The following is a 16,497-nucleotide window of genomic DNA, read 5'->3' as shown; positions in this document are numbered from 1 at the left end:
TCGGCGTCCGGGTGCTCCCGCGGCGCGCGCCGCCCGGCGGCGGGCCCGCCCGGGGGCCGCCGCCGGGACCGGCCCCGCCGGCGCGTGCAGCAGGGCCGCCGTGGCCCGGTCGCAGACCGCGCGGACCCGGTCCCGGCCCATCCCCAGCAGGGCCGCGGCCTGCTCCTCGGCGACTCCCTCGTACAGCCGCAGGACCAGGATCAGGCGTTCGGGCGGGCTGAGTCCGGCCAGCGGGCCGGCCGGCGGACCGCCCGGCCGCGTCCGGGCGCGTTTGGGGAGGCGGTGGCGGTGCCAGGTCTCGCGGGCGAAGCGGGTGGCGAGGTACTGGCGGGCGAGGTCGTACGGGTCGTCGTCGCGCAGCCGGTCCCAGCGCGCGTAGGTGTGGGCGAGGGAGAGCGTCAGGAGGTGCCGGGCGCGCGGATTGTCGTGGGGGGCCTCGGCCGTGAGCAGGGTGGCGGCATGCAGCAGCCGCCCTGCCGCGCCCGCCACGAACGCCTCGAACTCACGGGCCCGGCGGGCACTTCGCGCCGCGTGCCGTTCGCGCACCGCGCCTCCCGCCTCCGGGCGACCCCGCCGCTCTCATCTGAGGACAGGCGCGGCCCGGCGGTCAAGGGCCGGGAACGCGTCCGCCGTACGCGGCCCTGCCGGGCGGTGCCCAGCAGACCCCGGCGGTGTCCTCGTACCGGTGCTCAGGAGACGGGTGGTGTTCCCGTACCGGTGCTCAGGAGACGGGTGGTGTTCCCGTGCCGGTGCTCAGGAGACCGGTGGTGTTCCCGTGCCGGTGCTCGCCTGGGGCGCCATACGGGCGGACAGGGCGCCGTTGAAGCGCGTGAGGAGCGCGCAGAAGGTCTCGCGCTCCTCCGGTGCCCAGTCCTGGGTGAGTTCGGCCATCAGCTGACGGCGGGAGGAGCGCACCTCGTCCAGCCGGGCCACCCCGCGCCGGGAGAGCTGGAGCACGACCGCGCGGCCGTCCTCGGGGTGCGACGTGCGCTTGACGAGGCCGGCGTCGACGAGCGGGGCGACCTGCCGGGTGACCGTCGAGGAGTCGATCCCCATGCTCGCGGCGAGCGCCTTGACGCCCATCGGGCCTTCCTTGTCCAGGCGGTTGAGCAGCAGATACGCGGCGCGGTCCATGGTGTTGCGCACCTGCCCGACGCCGCCGAGCCGGGTCTGCTCGGCACGACGGGCGAACACCGCCACCTCGTGCTGCAACGTGTCGAGGAGACCGGGGTCACCGGCGGTCGTCATGTCCATCGACATTTCAGGTGTTGTGGGCATGGCCGGAGGCTCACTTCGTGAAGGGCTGCTGGGTTGGGGGACAGGGTACGCGGCCCGGGCCCGGGGCGTAGCGGCGCTGTGCAAAGCCGGTCCCGGACAGGGGGGCACGGAAACGGGCGCCGCCCGTGAACTGCGATGCTGGACGCCATGAGCTACGACACGGCCGGCCTTTCGCGCTCCGTCACCCTCGACGATGTGCGCGGGGCCCAGAAGATGCTCTCGGGCGTGGCGCGGATGACGGCGGTGGAGGGCAGCAGGCACCTGTCCCAGCTGGTCGGCGCTCCTGTGCACTTCAAGTGCGAGAACCTCCAGCGGACCGGCTCCTTCAAACTGCGCGGCGCCTACGTGCGGATCGCCGGCCTGCTGCCGGAGCAGCGGGCCGCCGGCGTGGTCGCCGCCAGCGCCGGCAACCACGCGCAGGGCGTGGCCCTGGCCTCCTCGCTGCTGGGCGTGGCCTCGACCGTGTTCATGCCGAAGGGCGCCCCGCTGCCCAAGATCAGCGCCACCCAGGACTACGGTGCCGAGGTGCGCCTGCACGGCCAGGTCGTCGACGAGACATTGACCGCCGCCCAGGAGCACGCGCGGGAGACGGGGGCGGTGTTCATCCACCCCTTCGACCACCCCGACGTCATCGCGGGCCAGGGCACGGTCGGCCTGGAGATCCTGGAGCAGTGCCCCGAGGTCCGCACGATCGTGGTGGGCGTCGGCGGCGGCGGGCTGGCGGCCGGGATCGCGGTCGCGGTGAAGGCGCTGCGGCCCGGGGTGCGGATCGTGGGCGTGCAGGCCGAGGGCGCGGCGGCCTACCCGCCGTCGCTGGCGGCCGGGCGTCCGGTCTCCCTCGCCCAGCCCTTGACGATGGCCGACGGCATCCGGGTGGGCCGGCCCGGCGACGTGCCGTTCGGGATCGTCGGGGACCTGGTGGACGAGGTGCGCACGGTCACCGAGGACCAGCTGGCGGCGGCCCTGCTGCTGTGCCTGGAGCGGGCCAAGCTGGTGGTGGAACCGGCCGGGGCGAGCCCGGTCGCGGCGCTGCTGGCCGAGCCGGGGTCGTTCGAGGGCCCGGTCGTGGCGGTGCTGTCCGGGGGCAACGTCGACCCGGTGCTGATGCAGGGCGTGCTGCGGCACGGCATGGCGGCGCAGGGCCGTTACCTGGCGGTCCGGCTGCGGCTGACGGACCGGCCGGGCGCCCTCGCCACGCTGCTGGGGGTGCTGTCGGCGGTCGACGCCAACGTCCTGGACGTGAGCCATGTGCGGACCGACCCGCGGCTCGGGCTCACGGAGGCGGAGGTCGAACTGCACCTGGAGACGAAGGGTCCCGAGCACTGCGCCGAGGTCGGCCGCGCGCTGCGCGACGCGGGCTACCCGGTCATGCGGTAGGTCCGCCGGGCGGCCGGTCACTCGTCCGGGTGACCCCCATTGTCCGACGCGATACATCGCGATAGCGTGGTCGACGGATCGCCGTACTCGCGGCGCACGCTTACGCGGACGTATCGACAAAGCGGGACCAGAACGGCAAATCTAGGCTTCCCGAAGAATCCCCGACGACGTGGAGACTCATATGCCTGGCGCCATCTACGCCGAGGGCCTGGTGAAGACCTTCGGCACCGTCAGGGCTCTGGACGGCGTCGACCTCGATGTCCCCGAGGGCACGGTCCTGGGCCTGCTCGGGCCGAACGGCGCGGGCAAGACGACCGCCGTCCGCTGCCTGACGACCTTGTTGCGCCCCGACCGCGGCAGGGCGCTCGTGGCCGGCCTCGACGTGCTGGAACAGCCCGACGCCGTACGCCGCTCGATCGGCCTGTCCGGCCAGTTCGCGGCGGTCGACGAATACCTGACCGGCCGGGAGAACCTCCAGATGGTCGGCCGGCTCCACCAGATGCGCGCGAAGGCGGCGAAGCGGCGCGCGACCGAACTGCTGGAGCAGTTCCACCTCTTGGACGCCGCCGACCGGACCGTCAAGACCTACTCCGGCGGCATGCGCCGCCGGCTCGACCTGGCCGCCGCCCTCGTCGTCTCGCCGCCCGTGATGTTCATGGACGAGCCGACCACCGGCCTCGACCCCCGCAACCGCCAGCAACTGTGGGAGGTCATCAAGCAACTGGTCTCCGGCGGGACCACGCTGCTGCTCACCACCCAGTACCTGGAGGAGGCCGACCACCTCGCCCACGACATCGCGGTGGTCGACCACGGCCGGGTGATCGCCCAGGGCACCTCCGACGAACTGAAGGCACGCACCGGCGGCGAGCGCGTCGAGGTCGTGATGCACGAGCGCGAGCACCTCCCGGCCGCCGCGGAGGTGCTGCGCGGCTTCGGCAAGGGCGACACCACGGTCGAGGACCACATGCGCAAGCTCACCGTCCCCGTCACCGGCGGCGCGAAGCTGCTCTCCGAGATCATCCGCGAGCTGGACAGCCGTGGCATGGAGATCGACGACATCGGCCTGCGCCGCCCCACCCTCGACGACGTCTTCCTCTCCCTGACCGGTCACGTGGCCGAGTCCGGGGGAACAGGCCAGGAGAGCGAACAGGAGACCACCCAGTGAGCGCCGTCACCGACACCGTCCCCGTCGAGGCACCCCGTAACCGCTTCAGCCAGTCCGTCAAGGACTCCCTGGTCGTCGCCCACCGGAACCTGATCCGGATGACCCGGATCCCGGAGATGGTCCTGTTCGGTCTCATCCAGCCCGTGATGTTCGTCGTCCTCTTCACGTACGTCTTCGGCGGCTCGATGAAGATCGGCGCCAGTACCGACGCCGACGTCTACAAGGAATTCCTGATGGCCGGCATCTTCGCCCAGACCGTCACCTTCGCCACGGCCGGCGCGGGGGCCGGCATCGCCGACGACATGCACAAGGGGCTCATCGACCGCTTCCGCTCCCTGCCCATGGCCCGCGGGGCCGTGCTCACCGGGCGGACCCTGGCCGACCTCGTGCAGACCGCGCTCACCCTGTCCGTGCTGGCGGTGGTCGCCCTGCTGGTCGGCTGGCGCACCCACACCTCCCTCGGCGAGGTGCTCGCCGCGTTCGGCCTGCTCCTCCTGGCCGGCTACGCGTTCACCTGGATCGGCGCGGTGATCGGCCTCTCCGTCCGCACCCCCGAGGCGGCCACCTCCGGCGGGCTGATCTGGCTGTTCCCGGTCACCTTCGTCTCCAACGCGTTCGTGGACTCCAGCCAGATGACGCCCTGGCTGCGCCACGTCGCGGACTGGAACCCGTTCAGCGCCACCGTCCAGGCCGGCCGCGAGCTGTTCGGCAACCCCGGGGTGTCCGCCTCCGGGGCCTGGCCCATGCAGCACCCGGTGTGGGCCTCGCTGATCTACTCGGTCCTGATCATCCTCGTGTTCAGGACGCTGGCGGTCCGCAAGTACCGCTCGGCGACCGCGTGACGGAGCCCGGTGGCCGGCCCGACGCGGCCCGGCCGCCGGCATGGCGGAGCCCCGGCGTCACGGGGACGCCGGGGCCCGTCGAGGTCCCTCGGGAGGGGGCGGGGTCAGCCGTTGTACGGCTCGGCCTTGAGGATCTTGACGGAGGCCTTCTTGCCGTTCGGCAGCTCGTACTCCGCGTCGTCGCCGACCCTGTGACCGGTCACGCCGGAGCCCAGCGGGGACTGCGGCGAGTAGGTCTCGATGTCGGCGCTCGCGTACTCGCGGGAGGCGAGCAGGAACGTCAGGGTGTCGTCCTCGTCGCCGTCGAAGGCGATGGTGACGACCATGCCCGGCGCCACGGCGCCGTTCGCCGCCGGCGCCTCACCCACCTTGGCGGTCTCCAGGAGCTGGGTCAGCTGGCGAACGCGGAGCTCCTGCTTGCCCTGCTCCTCCTTCGCCGCGTGGTACCCGCCGTTCTCGCGCAGGTCCCCCTCCTCACGCGCCGCGGCGATCTTGGCAGAGATCTCCGTGCGCGCAGGACCAGTAAGGTAGTCAAGCTCTTCCTTGAGCTTGTTGTACGCCTCCTGGGTCAGCCAGGTGACGTTCTCGCTGGTCTGGGTCACAGGTGCTCCTCGTCCGTACTGGGAATACAAAGCATCGCCCTGCCCAGGAGCATGTTCCTCCACGGAAGGGCGAAACCACGAGCCTAACAATTGAGTGGCCAAAGGGGGAGGACATAAGCCACCAGTTTCCCGTCGGCGCAGGTCAGCCGCGACGGAATCCGGCGAGGACCGGGCCGGGGCGGTCCGGGTCAGTCGGCGTGGCAGCCGAGCAGCTCCGCCGTCGAGCCCCGGGCCTTGGTGCGCAGGGTGACGACCTCGTCGAAGCGGGTCTTCTCACCGGTGAAGCGGAAGTCGGCCCGGCCGACCTCGGCGCCGTCCTCCGCCTGGGAGCGCACGGTGCAGTAACCGCTGACGCCGGAATCCTTGTGCACCTCGAGGTGGACCTTGACCGACTTCTCGCCGGTCTCGAAGGTGATCACCTCACCGCTGATCTCGCTCTGCGCCACGTAGTGGTAGCCGAACCAGCCGATCAGCGCGAGCAGGGCGACACCGAGGACAGCGCCGACGATCTTGAGCGTGCGGTCGGCCCGGGCGTCCGAGGAGCGGCCGTAACGGCTCTCGGGCGGGCGCGTCGTCGCCGTACTCATGATCGTCCTCTCGGCAGGAGCGGGCCGGACGTCCCGGTGGGGCCCGGAGCCGGACCCCGGAATTATTCGCCCCCCCGATTCGGTCACTATAGAAGCCCCCGCCCATCACCCGACCGCCGCCCCTCATGGATGCCCCTGCGGGGCGGCACCCATTGGACCGCGCCTGAAGACACCGGGGCGCCGACTTAACCGAGGATCGAGTCTTGACTGATCAGCTGCGACTGATGGCCGTCCACGCCCACCCCGACGACGAGTCGAGCAAGGGCGCGGCCACCATGGCGAAGTACGTGTCCGAGGGGGTGGACGTGCTGGTCGTGACCTGCACGGGCGGGGAACGCGGCTCCATCCTCAACCCCAAGCTCCAGGGGGACCCCTACATCGAGGAGAACATCCACGAGGTCCGCCGCAAGGAGATGGACGAGGCCCGCGAGATCCTGGGCGTCAAGCAGGAGTGGCTCGGCTTCGTCGACTCCGGGCTGCCCGAGGGCGACCCGCTGCCGCCGCTGCCGGAGGGCTGCTTCGCGCTGGAGGACGTCGACAAGGCGGCCGGCGAACTGGTGCGCAAGATCCGCTCCTTCCGGCCCCAGGTGATCACCACCTACGACGAGAACGGCGGCTATCCGCACCCCGACCACATCATGACCCACAAGATCACGATGGTGGCGTTCGAAGGGGCGACGGACACCGAGAAGTACCCGGAGAGCGAGTACGGACCGGCGTACCAGCCGCTGAAGGTGTACTACAACCAGGGCTTCAACCGGCCCCGCACCGAGGCCCTGCACCAGGCGATGCTGGACCGCGGCCTGGAGTCGCCCTACGGGGACTGGCTCAAGCGGTGGAACGAGACGGAGCGGGTGGAGCGCACGCTCACCACGCACGTGCCGTGCGCCGAGTTCTTCGAGACCCGCGACAAGGCGCTGATCGCGCACGCCACCCAGATCGACCCCGACGGCGGGTGGTTCCGGGTGCCGATGGACCTCCAGAAGGAGGTCTGGCCCACCGAGGAGTACGAGCTGGCGAAGTCGCTCGTGGAGACCTTCCTCCCCGAGGACGACCTCTTCGCGGGCATCCGGGACAATGCCTGACATGAGCGCAAGCGCAAGCCTGGCAATGACGCACCTCGTCACCCTCGCCGAGGTGGACGAGGACAAGGTCACCCCCGGTGTCCTCGGCTTCATCGTCTTCGCGGTGATGGCCGTGGCCGTGTGGTTCCTGATGCGGTCCATGAACCGGCACATGGGCAAGGTCGACTTCAAGGAGGCCCCCGACGCGGAGCCGGAGGCGTCCGCGCCGGGCGGCCCGGACGCCGGCCGGGCCGAGCCGCAGCAGGGCTGACGGGCGGCGTGGACGGCCGGGCGGCGACGCGTCGCCGGGCCGCTCACCCCTGCCCGATCTCCACCTCCACCCCCATGACCTCCCGGGCGTGCCGGTTCGGGACCATGCCCAGGCGCCAGGCCTGCCAGCCGGACTCCAGCCGCACGCCCCGCTCCAGCAGGAGCCGGTAGGCGCCCAGGCCCTCCTCCAGGCGGCCGTCGCGGGCCGGGTGGCCCGCGCGGGAGAGCTGGTCCAGCTCCTCCTGCGCCACCGCCGTGCCGACCTCCACCCCGCCGGGGGCGGCGTACGGCAGCAGGGTGCAGCGCAGGAAGCGGGCCCAGTCGTCGCCGCGCCGGTCGCCGTACGAGGCGAACAGGGTGACCGCCTCGTCGCACAGGGCCAGCGCCTGCGCCGTGCGGCCGTTGCCCGCGTCGACCACCGCCAGCTCCAGACAGGTCCACGCCTCGCCGTGCGCGACGCCGATGCGGCGGAAGTCGGCGCGGGCGTCGACCAGGAGCTGACGGGCGAAACCGGAGTTGCGCAGCGAGCCGGTCTGCGCGGCGCGCTGGTCACGGGTGACGCGGGCCGAGTGGTGCCGGGCGCAGGCCAGGCCGTACACGTCACGCATCCGGGAGAACATCGTGCGGGACCGCTCCAGCTCGCGCACGGAACGGTCCAGGTCACCGGTCTCCTCCAGCGCCTGGCCCAGGTAGTACAGCGTCCACGCCTCGCCGCGCGCGTCCTCGTTGTCCCGGTGCCGCTCGACCGCCCCGCGCAGCTCCTCCGCCGCGCGGGACGCCTCGCCCGCCACCAGCCGGGCCCGCGCCAGCTGGGTCAGCGCCCACGCCTCGCCGCGTACGTCCTGGGTACGGCCGTACAGGTCCAGCGCGGCCCGCAGGCCGGCCTCCGCGCGCGGCACGTCGCCCCGGCGCAGGTGCAGCTGGCCGAGCTGGAAGTGGGCCCACGCCTGGCCGTGCACCGACTCGCCCGCCCGGTGCAGCACCAGTGACTCCTCCAGCAGCCCCAGGGCCTCGGCCAGCCGGGAGCGGTCGCGCTGCACCGCCGCCAGGGCGTGCAGCGTCCACGCCCGGTCGGTGGCCAGTTCGGGGGAGGCCTGCAGGTCCAGCGCCTCGTGCAGCTTGGCCGCCGCCCCGGGCAGGTCGCCCTGGTGGTGCAGGGTGATGCCGAGCGAGGTCAGCGCCCGGGCCGCGCCCGCGTCGTGGTGGGCCTCCCGGTACAGGTCGACCACGGACGTCAGTGTGGCCCGCGCCTTGTCCAGCTCGCCGAGCTGCCGGGCCGCGATACCGGTGCGCCACTGCACCGAGCGCAGCAGCAGCCCCTGGTCGACGGCGTGCGCCAGGTCGCTGATCTCACCGAGCCGGTACAGGTCGCCGCGGAGCAGGCAGTAGTCGCACAGCGCGCCCAGCAGGTTGAGCACCGCGCCCTGGTCGACGCCCTCGGCGTAGCGCAGCGTCGCCGTGATGGAGCCGGACTCCTCGTCCAGCCAACGCAGCGCCTCGTCCAGCGAGGTGAAGCCGTGCGGCCCGAACCGGTCCGAGCGGGTCGACATGTTGCCGTCGACCATGCGCAGCACGGAGTCGGCCAGCTCCCCGTAGTTGGCGATCAGCCGTTCCTGCGCCGCCGCCCGCTCGGCAGCCTCCTCCTCGTCGAGGAGCCGGGCCCGCGCGAAGGCGCGCACCACGTCGTGCAGGCGGTACCGGCTGCCGCGCACGTGGTCGATGAGCCCGGCCCGGGCCAGTGCCGTCAGGTGTTCGGTCGCCTCCGGCTCGTCGGTGGCCAGCAGCGCGGCAGCGGCGGCGGCACCCAGCGAGGTGCGGCCGGCCAGCGCGAGCCGGCGCAGCAGCTTGCGGGCGGGCTCCGGCTGGTCGGTGTAGCGCAGCCACAGGGCCCGCTCGACGGGCTCCACCGGGCCGTAGGCGCCCAGGTCGCCGGCGAGGGCGCGCGGCGAGCGCGGGCCGAGGGCGGAACCGGCGATCCGCAGCGCCAGCGGCAGCCCGCCGCACAGCTCCCGGACCAGGCCGGCGGAGTCGGCGTCGTAGGGCCCCGACGCGTCCTGCGCGGCGGACGCCAGCAGTTCCTCCGCGCCCGCCGCGTCCAGCGGCTCCACCGGCAGGTGGTGCACCCGGGCGGGCAGGTCCGCGGGCAACCGGAGCGGTCGGCGCGCGGTGACCAGGACCAGGCTGTCGGACCGCTCCGGGATCAGCGTGCGCACCTGTTCCGCGTCGCCGGCGTCGTCCAGGACGATGACGACCGGGACGCCGGTCAGATGCTGGTGGTACAGCTCGCTCAGCCGTCTGACCTGCTGGTCGGCCGAGGACCGCTCCCGGAACAGCAGCTGCTCGCGGGGTGCGCCGAGCCGGTTCAGCAGGTGCAGCAGGGCGTCCCGGGTGGGCAGCGGCGACTCCCCGGGGGTGTCCCCGCGCAGATCGACGAGGCACGCGCCGCGGAAGTGGTCCCGCAGGTCGTGGGCGGCGCGCACCGCCAGCGTCGTACGGCCGCTGCCGGGCTCCCCGTGCAGCACCACCACCGTCGGCTCGGTCTCCGTGCTCGCCCGCGCCGCCCGCACCCACTGCCGCAGCCGGGCCGTCTCCCGCCGCCGCCCCGCGAACACACCAGCCGCCTCCGGGAGCTGCCCGAACGACTGCTCCAGCACCGTCCGCCCCCGCGCCGCCGCGCTCTTGTCCGCGCCGCGCAGCTTCGGCCCCGGCTTGCTCCGCCCGGTGGAGGCGGCGAGCACCCGCTGCTGGTCCAGGAACGGTCTGATGCCGCGCACCTCCAGCGCCGTCAGCCACTGCAGCCGCAGCTGCTCGGGCCCGCCCGGCTGGCTGACCGCGCCGGCCCGGTGGTGCGCGGCGGGCAGGTGCGCGCCGGCCACCTTCACCACGGTCGCCGCCGCGCCCACCACCCCGACCGCCAGGCCCGCGCCCATCGCGGTGCCCGTGCCGGTGCCCAGCGCGAGGTCGGCCGCCACCGCCGCGACCGCCGCGACGGCTGCCACCGCGAGCGGTGTGCCCGCGCCCTCGCGGGCGTAGCGCTGCCGGAAGGTGAGCCGGCCCGCCTCGGCCTCGTCCAGGGCCCGGGTGTAGGCGTCGTACTCCTCGGCGGCCGAGCGCGCCATCGAGTCCAGCGCCCCGCGCGCCCGGGACAGCAGGACCCCGCCGTCCACCCGCCCGCCGGTGCGCCGCACCTCCTCCTCCACGGCCCGCACCAGCAGCCGTTCGGCCTCCACCCGATGACTGTCCCGCATGTCCCCTCCCCCTCCGAGGGCCCGCCTGTCTACGGGTCCTTCCCACCTCGGCCGCCGGTCAAGTGTCCCGCCGGGTGAAGTCCCTGGGGAGGGGGCCCGCGGTGTGCCGTCCGGCGCGGCGCGGGTACTGGGGCAGGATGGAACCCATGGCGAACCGACTGGCCCGCGAGACCTCCCCCTACCTGCTCCAGCACGCCGGCAACCCGGTCGACTGGTGGCCCTGGTCCGAGGAGGCGTTCCAGGAGGCGCGGCGGCGGGACGTGCCCGTGCTGCTGAGCGTCGGGTATTCGAGCTGCCACTGGTGCCACGTCATGGCCCACGAGTCCTTCGAGGACGACGCCACCGCCGCCTACCTGAACGAGCACTTCGTCTCCGTCAAGGTCGACCGCGAGGAGCGGCCGGACGTCGACGCCGTCTACATGGAGGCGGTCCAGGCGGCGACCGGGCAGGGCGGGTGGCCGATGACGGTGTTCCTGACGCCGGACGCCGAGCCGTTCTACTTCGGTACGTACTTCCCGCCCGCGCCCCGCCAGGGCATGCCCTCCTTCCGGCAGGTCCTGGCCGGCGTCCAGCAGGCGTGGACCGAGCGGCGCGGGGAGGTCACCGAGGTGGCCGGCAAGATCGTCCGGGAGCTGGCCGGACGGGAGATCTCCTACGGCGACGCCCGGGTGCCCGGCGAGGAGGAACTCGCGGCGGCGCTGCTCGGGCTCACCCGGGAGTACGACCCGCAGCGCGGCGGGTTCGGCGGGGCGCCGAAGTTCCCGCCGTCGATGGTGCTGGAGTTCCTGCTGCGCCACCACGCCCGCACCGGCGCCGAGGGCGCGCTGCAGATGGCCGTCGACACGTGCGAGCGGATGGCCCGGGGCGGGATCTACGACCAGCTGGGCGGCGGGTTCGCGCGCTACTCGGTCGACCGCGAGTGGGTCGTGCCCCACTTCGAGAAGATGCTGTACGACAACGCCCTGCTGTGCCGGGTGTACGCCCACCTGTGGCGCTCCACCGGGTCGGACCTCGCCCGCCGGGTCGCCCTGGAGACCGCCGACTTCCTCGTCCGCGAGCTGCGCACCGACGAGGGCGGGTTCGCCTCCGCGCTGGACGCCGACAGCGACGACGGCACGGGCAGGCACGTCGAGGGCGCGTACTACGTGTGGACGCCCGAGCAGCTCGCCGAGGTGCTCGGGGAGGAGGACGCCCGGCTGGCCGCCCAGTACTTCGGCGTGACCGAGGAGGGCACCTTCGAGCACGGCGCCTCCGTGCTCCAGCTCCCGCAGCACGAGGGCGTGCACGACGCCGAGCGGATCGGCTCCGTACGGCAGCGGCTGCTGGCCGCGCGCGGCGAGCGGCCCGCTCCCGGCCGGGACGACAAGGTCGTCGCCGCCTGGAACGGCCTGGCGATCGCCGCGCTCGCCGAGACCGGCGCCTACTTCGACCGCCCGGACCTGGTGGAGGCCGCCGTCGCCGCCGCCGACCTGCTGGTCCGCCTCCACCTCGACGAGCAGGGCCGGCTCACCCGCACCAGCAAGGACGGGCGGGCCGGTGCCAACGCGGGCGTGCTGGAGGACTACGCCGACGTCGCCGAGGGCTTCCTCGCGCTGGCCTCCGTCACCGGGGAGGGCGTCTGGCTGGACTTCGCCGGGCTGCTCCTGGACCACGTGCTGACCCGGTTCCGCGACGCGGACGGGTCGCTGTACGACACGGCGGTGGACGCGGAGCGGCTGATCCGCCGCCCGCAGGACCCGACGGACAACGCGACGCCCTCCGGGTGGACGGCCGCGGCGGGGGCGCTGCTGACGTACGCCGCGCACACCGGCTCCGGACCGCACCGGGAGGCGGCGGAGCACGCCCTGGGGGTCGTCAAGGCGCTGGGGCCGCGGGTGCCGCGGTTCGTGGGGTGGGGGCTGGCCGTGGCGGAGGCGTTCCTCGACGGGCCGCGGGAGGTCGCCGTCGTCGGGGACGGGGAGCTGCGCCGGGCGGCGCTGCTGGGGACGGCGCCCGGGATGGCGGTCGCCTTCGGCGAGGAGGGCAGCGAGGAGTTCCCGCTGCTCGCCGGGCGGGGGCTGGTCGGCGGGGAGGCGGCGGCGTACGTGTGCCGGAACTTCACCTGCGACGCCCCCACCACTGACGTGGAGCGGTTGCGGGCCGCGGTGCGGTGACGGGAGCGCGACGGCCGCCCGCGCGGTCGTCCGCGTCCCCTACGGGACGTAGCGGTTGACGATCGCTTCCAGTTGCTCGTGGTGCGCGCCCCGCCAGTACGCCCGGCCGCACTCCGTGCACTGGGCGAAGACGTCGTACGACCGCTGCGTACCGCTCTCCAGCTGGTCGGCGACCTCGTCCTTGGTGGCCTGGCGCAGCAGGCCGTTGCAGGCCGTGCAGCGGGTCCAGGGGCGCAGGTCGGGGGCGAAGCGGTGCAGTACGTCGTGGAGCTGGTCGTCGGGGCGGGTGCTGTAGACGAAGGCGCCGGCCCACAGTTCGCGGCGGCGCAGCAGGCCCCGGTCGCGGCTGAGCAGGACGCGGCGCTCGGCGGCGGAGCGGGCGGCGAGCGCCGGGTCGCCGATGTCGGCCGACTCGTAGGCGGTGTCCACGCCGAGCAGGCGCAGGCGGCGGGCGAGGGTGCCCAGGTGCACGTCGAGGAGGAAGCGCAAGGGGGCGCCCGGCACCCGCTGCGGGCGGTCCACGGGGCGTACGGTCACCGACTCGCCGGCCGTGGGGACGTGTCCGGGCGGCACGGTGCGGCCGTCGACGACGAGGGCGCCGACCTCGGTCAGCGGGACGCCGAGGGACTCCACGACGTGGCCGAGGGTGGAGACGCCGTCGACGGCGGCCGGGGCGGCGCCGGACCGGCGTGCCCGGGAGACGAAGAGCAGCAGTTCGGGGGCGAACTCGACGTGGATCTCGGGACCGTTCACCCCGCCAGGATGTCATGATCACCCCCTTCGGGGCCGGTGCTTTTCCGGCGTCCGGGGTTGATGGCGGACCCGGACGGGGGCCGGGGGCGGGCAGGCCGGCGGGAGCGCGTGCCAGGCGGGGGCGCGTGCCGGGGGCGTGCCCCCGCCTGGCACGCGGCGTCAGTAGGCGATCAGGGAGATCCCCACGTAGTGCGCGATGAACGCCGCCAGCGTGAAGGAGTGGAAGACCTCGTGGAAGCCGAACCAGCGCGGGGAGGGGTTGGGGCGCTTGATGCCGTAGACGACACCGCCGACGCTGTAGAGCACACCGCCCACGACCACCAGGACCAGGACGGCGATGCCGCCCGCCCGCGTGAAGTCGGGCAGGTAGAAGACGGCCGCCCAGCCCATGGCGAGGTAGCAGGGGGTGTAGAGCCAGCGCGGGGCGCCGACCCAGAAGACCCGGAAGGCGATGCCGGCCACCGCGGCGGCCCAGATGCCCCACAGCAGCCACCGGCCCTTGACCTCGGGGAGCAGCAGCATGGTCAGCGGGGTGTAGGTGCCGGCGATGATCAGGAAGATGTTGGCGTGGTCCAGGCGGCGCAGGACGCCGTCCATGCGGGGGCTCCAGTCGCCCCGGTGGTACAGGGCGCTCACGCCGAACAGCAGGCAGGCCGTCAGGGCGTAGACGCCGCAGGCGATCCGTCCTCTGGTCGAGTCGGCGAGGGCGGTGAGGGCGATCCCCGCGACGAGTACGACCGGGAACATCCCGAGGTGCAGCCAGCCACGGAGCTTGGGCTTGACCGGATGCGGCAGGGAGAGCGCGACGGGACCGCGGCCGGCGGCCGGGGAATCCGTGTGCGCATCGGAAGCGGACGCAGTCATGGACGGCATCGTACCTACGGAACCGTAAGTTACGCGTCGGTAGGGCCGTGCGGATCCGGTCACGCGTTCCATGGTCTCACGGTCGGCAGTCGGTCACCGAGTAAAGGAAGTGCCAGGTGAACCCAACGTATACGCAAAAAAACAGGCGGGTGTGCGGCCGTTCGCGAAGGTGCGTGGCGCTCCTCACGTCGCTCAGGTGTGCGCCCCTCTGGACAGATGGGCGCGAGCGTCGGATGATCAAATGAGTGCGGTCGGCACCGGATGAGCGCTCGGGGATCCCGGGCGGGCGTCCGGGTCGCAGCCCCCACGGGGCCTGTCAACAACACATCCCCGCCTTGAGGAGCAATCGTGGCGCGCGACATCGCGGCTTCCCCCGTCCCCACCCGGCACCAGGAGCTGATCTCGTGGGTGGACGAGATCGCCGAACTGACGCGGCCGGACGCCGTGGTCTGGTGCGACGGCTCCGAGGCCGAGTACGAGCGGCTGTGCGAGGAACTGGTGGCCAAGGGCACCTTCCGTAAGCTCGACCCGGTCAAGCGCCCCCACTCCTACTACGCCGCCTCCGACCCCTCCGACGTCGCCCGCGTCGAGGACCGGACCTTCATCTGCTCCGCGAAGGAGGAGGACGCCGGCCCGACCAACCACTGGAAGGACCCCGCCGAGATGCGGGAGATCTTCAGCGGGGAGAACGGCCTGTTCCGCGGGTCGATGCGGGGGCGGACCATGTACGTCGTGCCGTTCTGCATGGGCCCGCTGGGCTCGCCGCTGTCCGCGATCGGCGTCGAGATCACCGACTCCGCCTACGTCGCCGTCTCCATGCGCACCATGACCCGCATGGGCCGGCCGGTCCTGGACGAGCTGGGCGAAAGCGGCTTCTTCGTCAAGGCCGTGCACTCGCTCGGCGCCCCGCTGGACGAAGGACAGCGGGACGTCCCCTGGCCCTGCAACCGGACCAAGTACATCTCGCACTTCCCCGAGGACCGCGAGATCTGGTCCTACGGCTCCGGCTACGGCGGCAACGCCCTGCTCGGCAAGAAGTGCTACGCCCTGCGCATCGCCTCCGTCATGGCCCGCGACGAGGGCTGGCTCGCCGAGCACATGCTCGTCCTGAAGCTGACCCCGCCGCAAGACGACCCCGAGGCCCGGAGGGCCTCGTTCGAGGGTGGCGGTGGGCGACGGGCGGGCGAGGCGAAGTACGTCGCCGCCGCCTTCCCCTCCGCCTGCGGCAAGACCAACCTCGCCATGCTGGAGCCGACCATCCCGGGCTGGACGGTCGAGACCATCGGCGACGACATCGCCTGGATGCGGTTCGGCGAGGACGGGCGCCTGTACGCCATCAACCCCGAGGCCGGCTTCTTCGGCGTCGCGCCCGGCACCGGCGAGCACACCAACGCCAACGCGATGAAGACGCTGTGGGGCAACGCCGTCTTCACCAACGTCGCCCTCACCGACGACAACGACGTGTGGTGGGAGGGCATGACCGAGGAGGCCCCCGCCCACCTCACGGACTGGAAGGGCAACGACTGGACCCCCCGGTCCGGCACCCCCGCCGCCCACCCCAACGCCCGCTTCACCGTCCCCGCCGCGCAGTGCCCGATCATCGCGCCCGAGTGGGAGGACCCCAAGGGCGTGCCGATCTCGGCGATCCTCTTCGGCGGACGCCGCGCCACCGCCGTACCGCTGGTCACCGAGTCCTTCGACTGGAACCACGGCGTCTTCCTCGGCGCCAACGTGGCCAGCGAGAAGACCGCCGCCGCCGAGGGCAAGGTCGGCGAGCTGCGCCGCGACCCGTTCGCCATGCTGCCGTTCTGCGGCTACAACATGGGCGACTACATGGGCCACTGGATCGACGTCGCCAAGGACAAGGACCAGGCGAAGCTGCCGAGGATCTACTACGTCAACTGGTTCCGCAAGGACGACGAGGGCCGGTTCGTGTGGCCCGGCTTCGGGGAGAACGCCCGCGTCCTGAAGTGGATCGTGGAGCGGCTGGAGGGCACGGCCGAGGGCGTCGAGACGCCGATCGGCGTGCTGCCCGCCAAGGGCGCGCTGGACACCGACGGCCTGGACCTGTCCGAGGCCGACCTGGACTTCCTGCTCACCGTCGACGAGGACGTCTGGCGCGAGGAGGCCGCGCTGGTGCCCGAGCACCTGGGCACCTTCGGCGACCACACCCCCCAGGAGCTGTGGGACCAGTACCACGCGCTGGTGAAGCGCCTGGGCTGACCTTTCCGCGCGAAACGTCGCGGCCGGTCCGACACAGCCCTGACCAGCGATGTCGTCACGAAGGCCGGCCG

The 16,497-nt window shown here is 73.0% G+C and carries 14 protein-coding genes; 7 read left to right on the top strand and 7 right to left on the bottom strand.

Translation table 11 applies throughout. From position 1 onward, the window contains the following. Window positions 1–546: sigma factor-like helix-turn-helix DNA-binding protein (locus ACY1JF_RS07920; RefSeq protein WP_462704274.1), on the bottom strand; the 546-nt coding region annotated here is incomplete at its 3' end. Between the two features lie 207 nt (window positions 547–753). Beyond that, on the bottom strand, window positions 754–1,278 hold the full coding sequence (locus ACY1JF_RS07915; RefSeq protein ID WP_462704273.1) for a MarR family winged helix-turn-helix transcriptional regulator: 525 nt from the start codon (window positions 1,276–1,278) through the stop codon (window positions 754–756). Window positions 1,279–1,425: 147 nt separating this feature from the next. Here ACY1JF_RS07915 and ilvA point away from each other — a divergent pair, with 147 nt between their 5' ends. The 3 genes from ilvA to ACY1JF_RS07900 all read left to right on the top strand — a co-directional run bounded on the left by ilvA (window position 1,426) and on the right by ACY1JF_RS07900 (window position 4,662). Next, on the top strand, window positions 1,426–2,655 hold the full coding sequence (ilvA, locus tag ACY1JF_RS07910; RefSeq protein ID WP_462704272.1) for a threonine ammonia-lyase: 1,230 nt from the start codon (window positions 1,426–1,428) through the stop codon (window positions 2,653–2,655). A 181-nt stretch (window positions 2,656–2,836) separates the two neighbouring features. Next, window positions 2,837–3,820 (top strand): ATP-binding cassette domain-containing protein, encoded by a 984-nt coding sequence (locus ACY1JF_RS07905; protein WP_462704271.1) that lies wholly within the window; start codon window positions 2,837–2,839, stop codon window positions 3,818–3,820. Next, a complete protein-coding gene (locus ACY1JF_RS07900) occupies window positions 3,817–4,662 on the top strand; it encodes an ABC transporter permease (RefSeq protein ID WP_462704270.1) in 846 nt (281 codons plus the stop codon). Before ACY1JF_RS07905 ends, ACY1JF_RS07900 begins: the two co-directional genes overlap by 4 nt. A gap of 104 nt (window positions 4,663–4,766) precedes the next feature. On the opposite strand, the gene greA is transcribed toward ACY1JF_RS07900, so the two are convergent. Both greA and ACY1JF_RS07890 read right to left on the bottom strand, forming a co-directional pair. Continuing rightward, window positions 4,767–5,264: a transcription elongation factor GreA gene (greA, locus tag ACY1JF_RS07895; protein ID WP_462704269.1), complete on the bottom strand. Its 498-nt coding sequence runs from the start codon at window positions 5,262–5,264 to the stop codon at window positions 4,767–4,769. A gap of 188 nt (window positions 5,265–5,452) precedes the next feature. Next, window positions 5,453–5,851: a DUF4307 domain-containing protein gene (locus ACY1JF_RS07890; protein ID WP_462704268.1), complete on the bottom strand. Its 399-nt coding sequence runs from the start codon at window positions 5,849–5,851 to the stop codon at window positions 5,453–5,455. 203 nt (window positions 5,852–6,054) lie between these two features. Between ACY1JF_RS07890 and mca the strand changes: the two genes are divergently transcribed. Both mca and ACY1JF_RS07880 read left to right on the top strand, forming a co-directional pair. Next, window positions 6,055–6,936 (top strand): mycothiol conjugate amidase Mca, encoded by an 882-nt coding sequence (gene mca / locus ACY1JF_RS07885; protein WP_462704267.1) that lies wholly within the window; start codon window positions 6,055–6,057, stop codon window positions 6,934–6,936. Then, window positions 6,929–7,186 (top strand): hypothetical protein, encoded by a 258-nt coding sequence (locus ACY1JF_RS07880; RefSeq protein WP_462704266.1) that lies wholly within the window; start codon window positions 6,929–6,931, stop codon window positions 7,184–7,186. The genes mca and ACY1JF_RS07880 overlap by 8 nt, the downstream gene beginning before the upstream one ends. A gap of 43 nt (window positions 7,187–7,229) precedes the next feature. On the opposite strand, the gene ACY1JF_RS07875 is transcribed toward ACY1JF_RS07880, so the two are convergent. After that, window positions 7,230–10,433, bottom strand: coding sequence for a tetratricopeptide repeat protein (locus tag ACY1JF_RS07875; RefSeq protein WP_462704265.1), 3,204 nt, complete (start codon window positions 10,431–10,433; stop codon window positions 7,230–7,232). 146 nt (window positions 10,434–10,579) lie between these two features. Between ACY1JF_RS07875 and ACY1JF_RS07870 the strand changes: the two genes are divergently transcribed. Beyond that, on the top strand, window positions 10,580–12,586 hold the full coding sequence (locus ACY1JF_RS07870) for a thioredoxin domain-containing protein (RefSeq protein WP_462704264.1): 2,007 nt from the start codon (window positions 10,580–10,582) through the stop codon (window positions 12,584–12,586). Window positions 12,587–12,625: 39 nt separating this feature from the next. Here the strand turns inward: ACY1JF_RS07870 and ACY1JF_RS07865 are convergent, their stop codons facing one another. Next, complete coding sequence (locus ACY1JF_RS07865) at window positions 12,626–13,339, bottom strand: Mut7-C RNAse domain-containing protein (protein WP_462704263.1); 714 nt, start codon at window positions 13,337–13,339, stop codon at window positions 12,626–12,628. A gap of 159 nt (window positions 13,340–13,498) precedes the next feature. After that, window positions 13,499–14,203: a PAQR family membrane homeostasis protein TrhA gene (gene trhA / locus ACY1JF_RS07860; protein ID WP_462704262.1), complete on the bottom strand. Its 705-nt coding sequence runs from the start codon at window positions 14,201–14,203 to the stop codon at window positions 13,499–13,501. A gap of 348 nt (window positions 14,204–14,551) precedes the next feature. On the opposite strand from trhA, the gene ACY1JF_RS07855 reads away from it, so the two are divergent. Next, window positions 14,552–16,426 carry a phosphoenolpyruvate carboxykinase (GTP) gene (locus ACY1JF_RS07855; protein WP_462704261.1) on the top strand — a complete coding sequence of 625 codons (1,875 nt, stop codon included), beginning with the start codon at window positions 14,552–14,554 and terminating at the stop codon, window positions 16,424–16,426. The last annotated feature ends 71 nt before the right edge of the window (window positions 16,427–16,497 follow it).

Source organism: Streptomyces sp. SYSU D01066-1 (assembly GCF_054956795.1).
Note: the sequence above shows the minus strand (reverse complement) of the source record. Positions and strands in the feature narration are given on the sequence as shown.

Coding starts and splice junctions, on each gene's coding strand:
- ACY1JF_RS07915 (WP_462704273.1), bottom strand. CDS start 1,278: ATGCCCACAACACCTGAAATGTCGATGGACATGACGACCGCCGGTGAC.
- ilvA (WP_462704272.1), top strand. CDS start 1,426: ATGAGCTACGACACGGCCGGCCTTTCGCGCTCCGTCACCCTCGACGAT.
- ACY1JF_RS07905 (WP_462704271.1), top strand. CDS start 2,837: ATGCCTGGCGCCATCTACGCCGAGGGCCTGGTGAAGACCTTCGGCACC.
- ACY1JF_RS07890 (WP_462704268.1), bottom strand. CDS start 5,851: ATGAGTACGGCGACGACGCGCCCGCCCGAGAGCCGTTACGGCCGCTCC.
- ACY1JF_RS07880 (WP_462704266.1), top strand. CDS start 6,929: ATGCCTGACATGAGCGCAAGCGCAAGCCTGGCAATGACGCACCTCGTC.
- ACY1JF_RS07875 (WP_462704265.1), bottom strand. CDS start 10,433: ATGCGGGACAGTCATCGGGTGGAGGCCGAACGGCTGCTGGTGCGGGCC.
- ACY1JF_RS07870 (WP_462704264.1), top strand. CDS start 10,580: ATGGCGAACCGACTGGCCCGCGAGACCTCCCCCTACCTGCTCCAGCAC.
- trhA (WP_462704262.1), bottom strand. CDS start 14,203: ATGACTGCGTCCGCTTCCGATGCGCACACGGATTCCCCGGCCGCCGGC.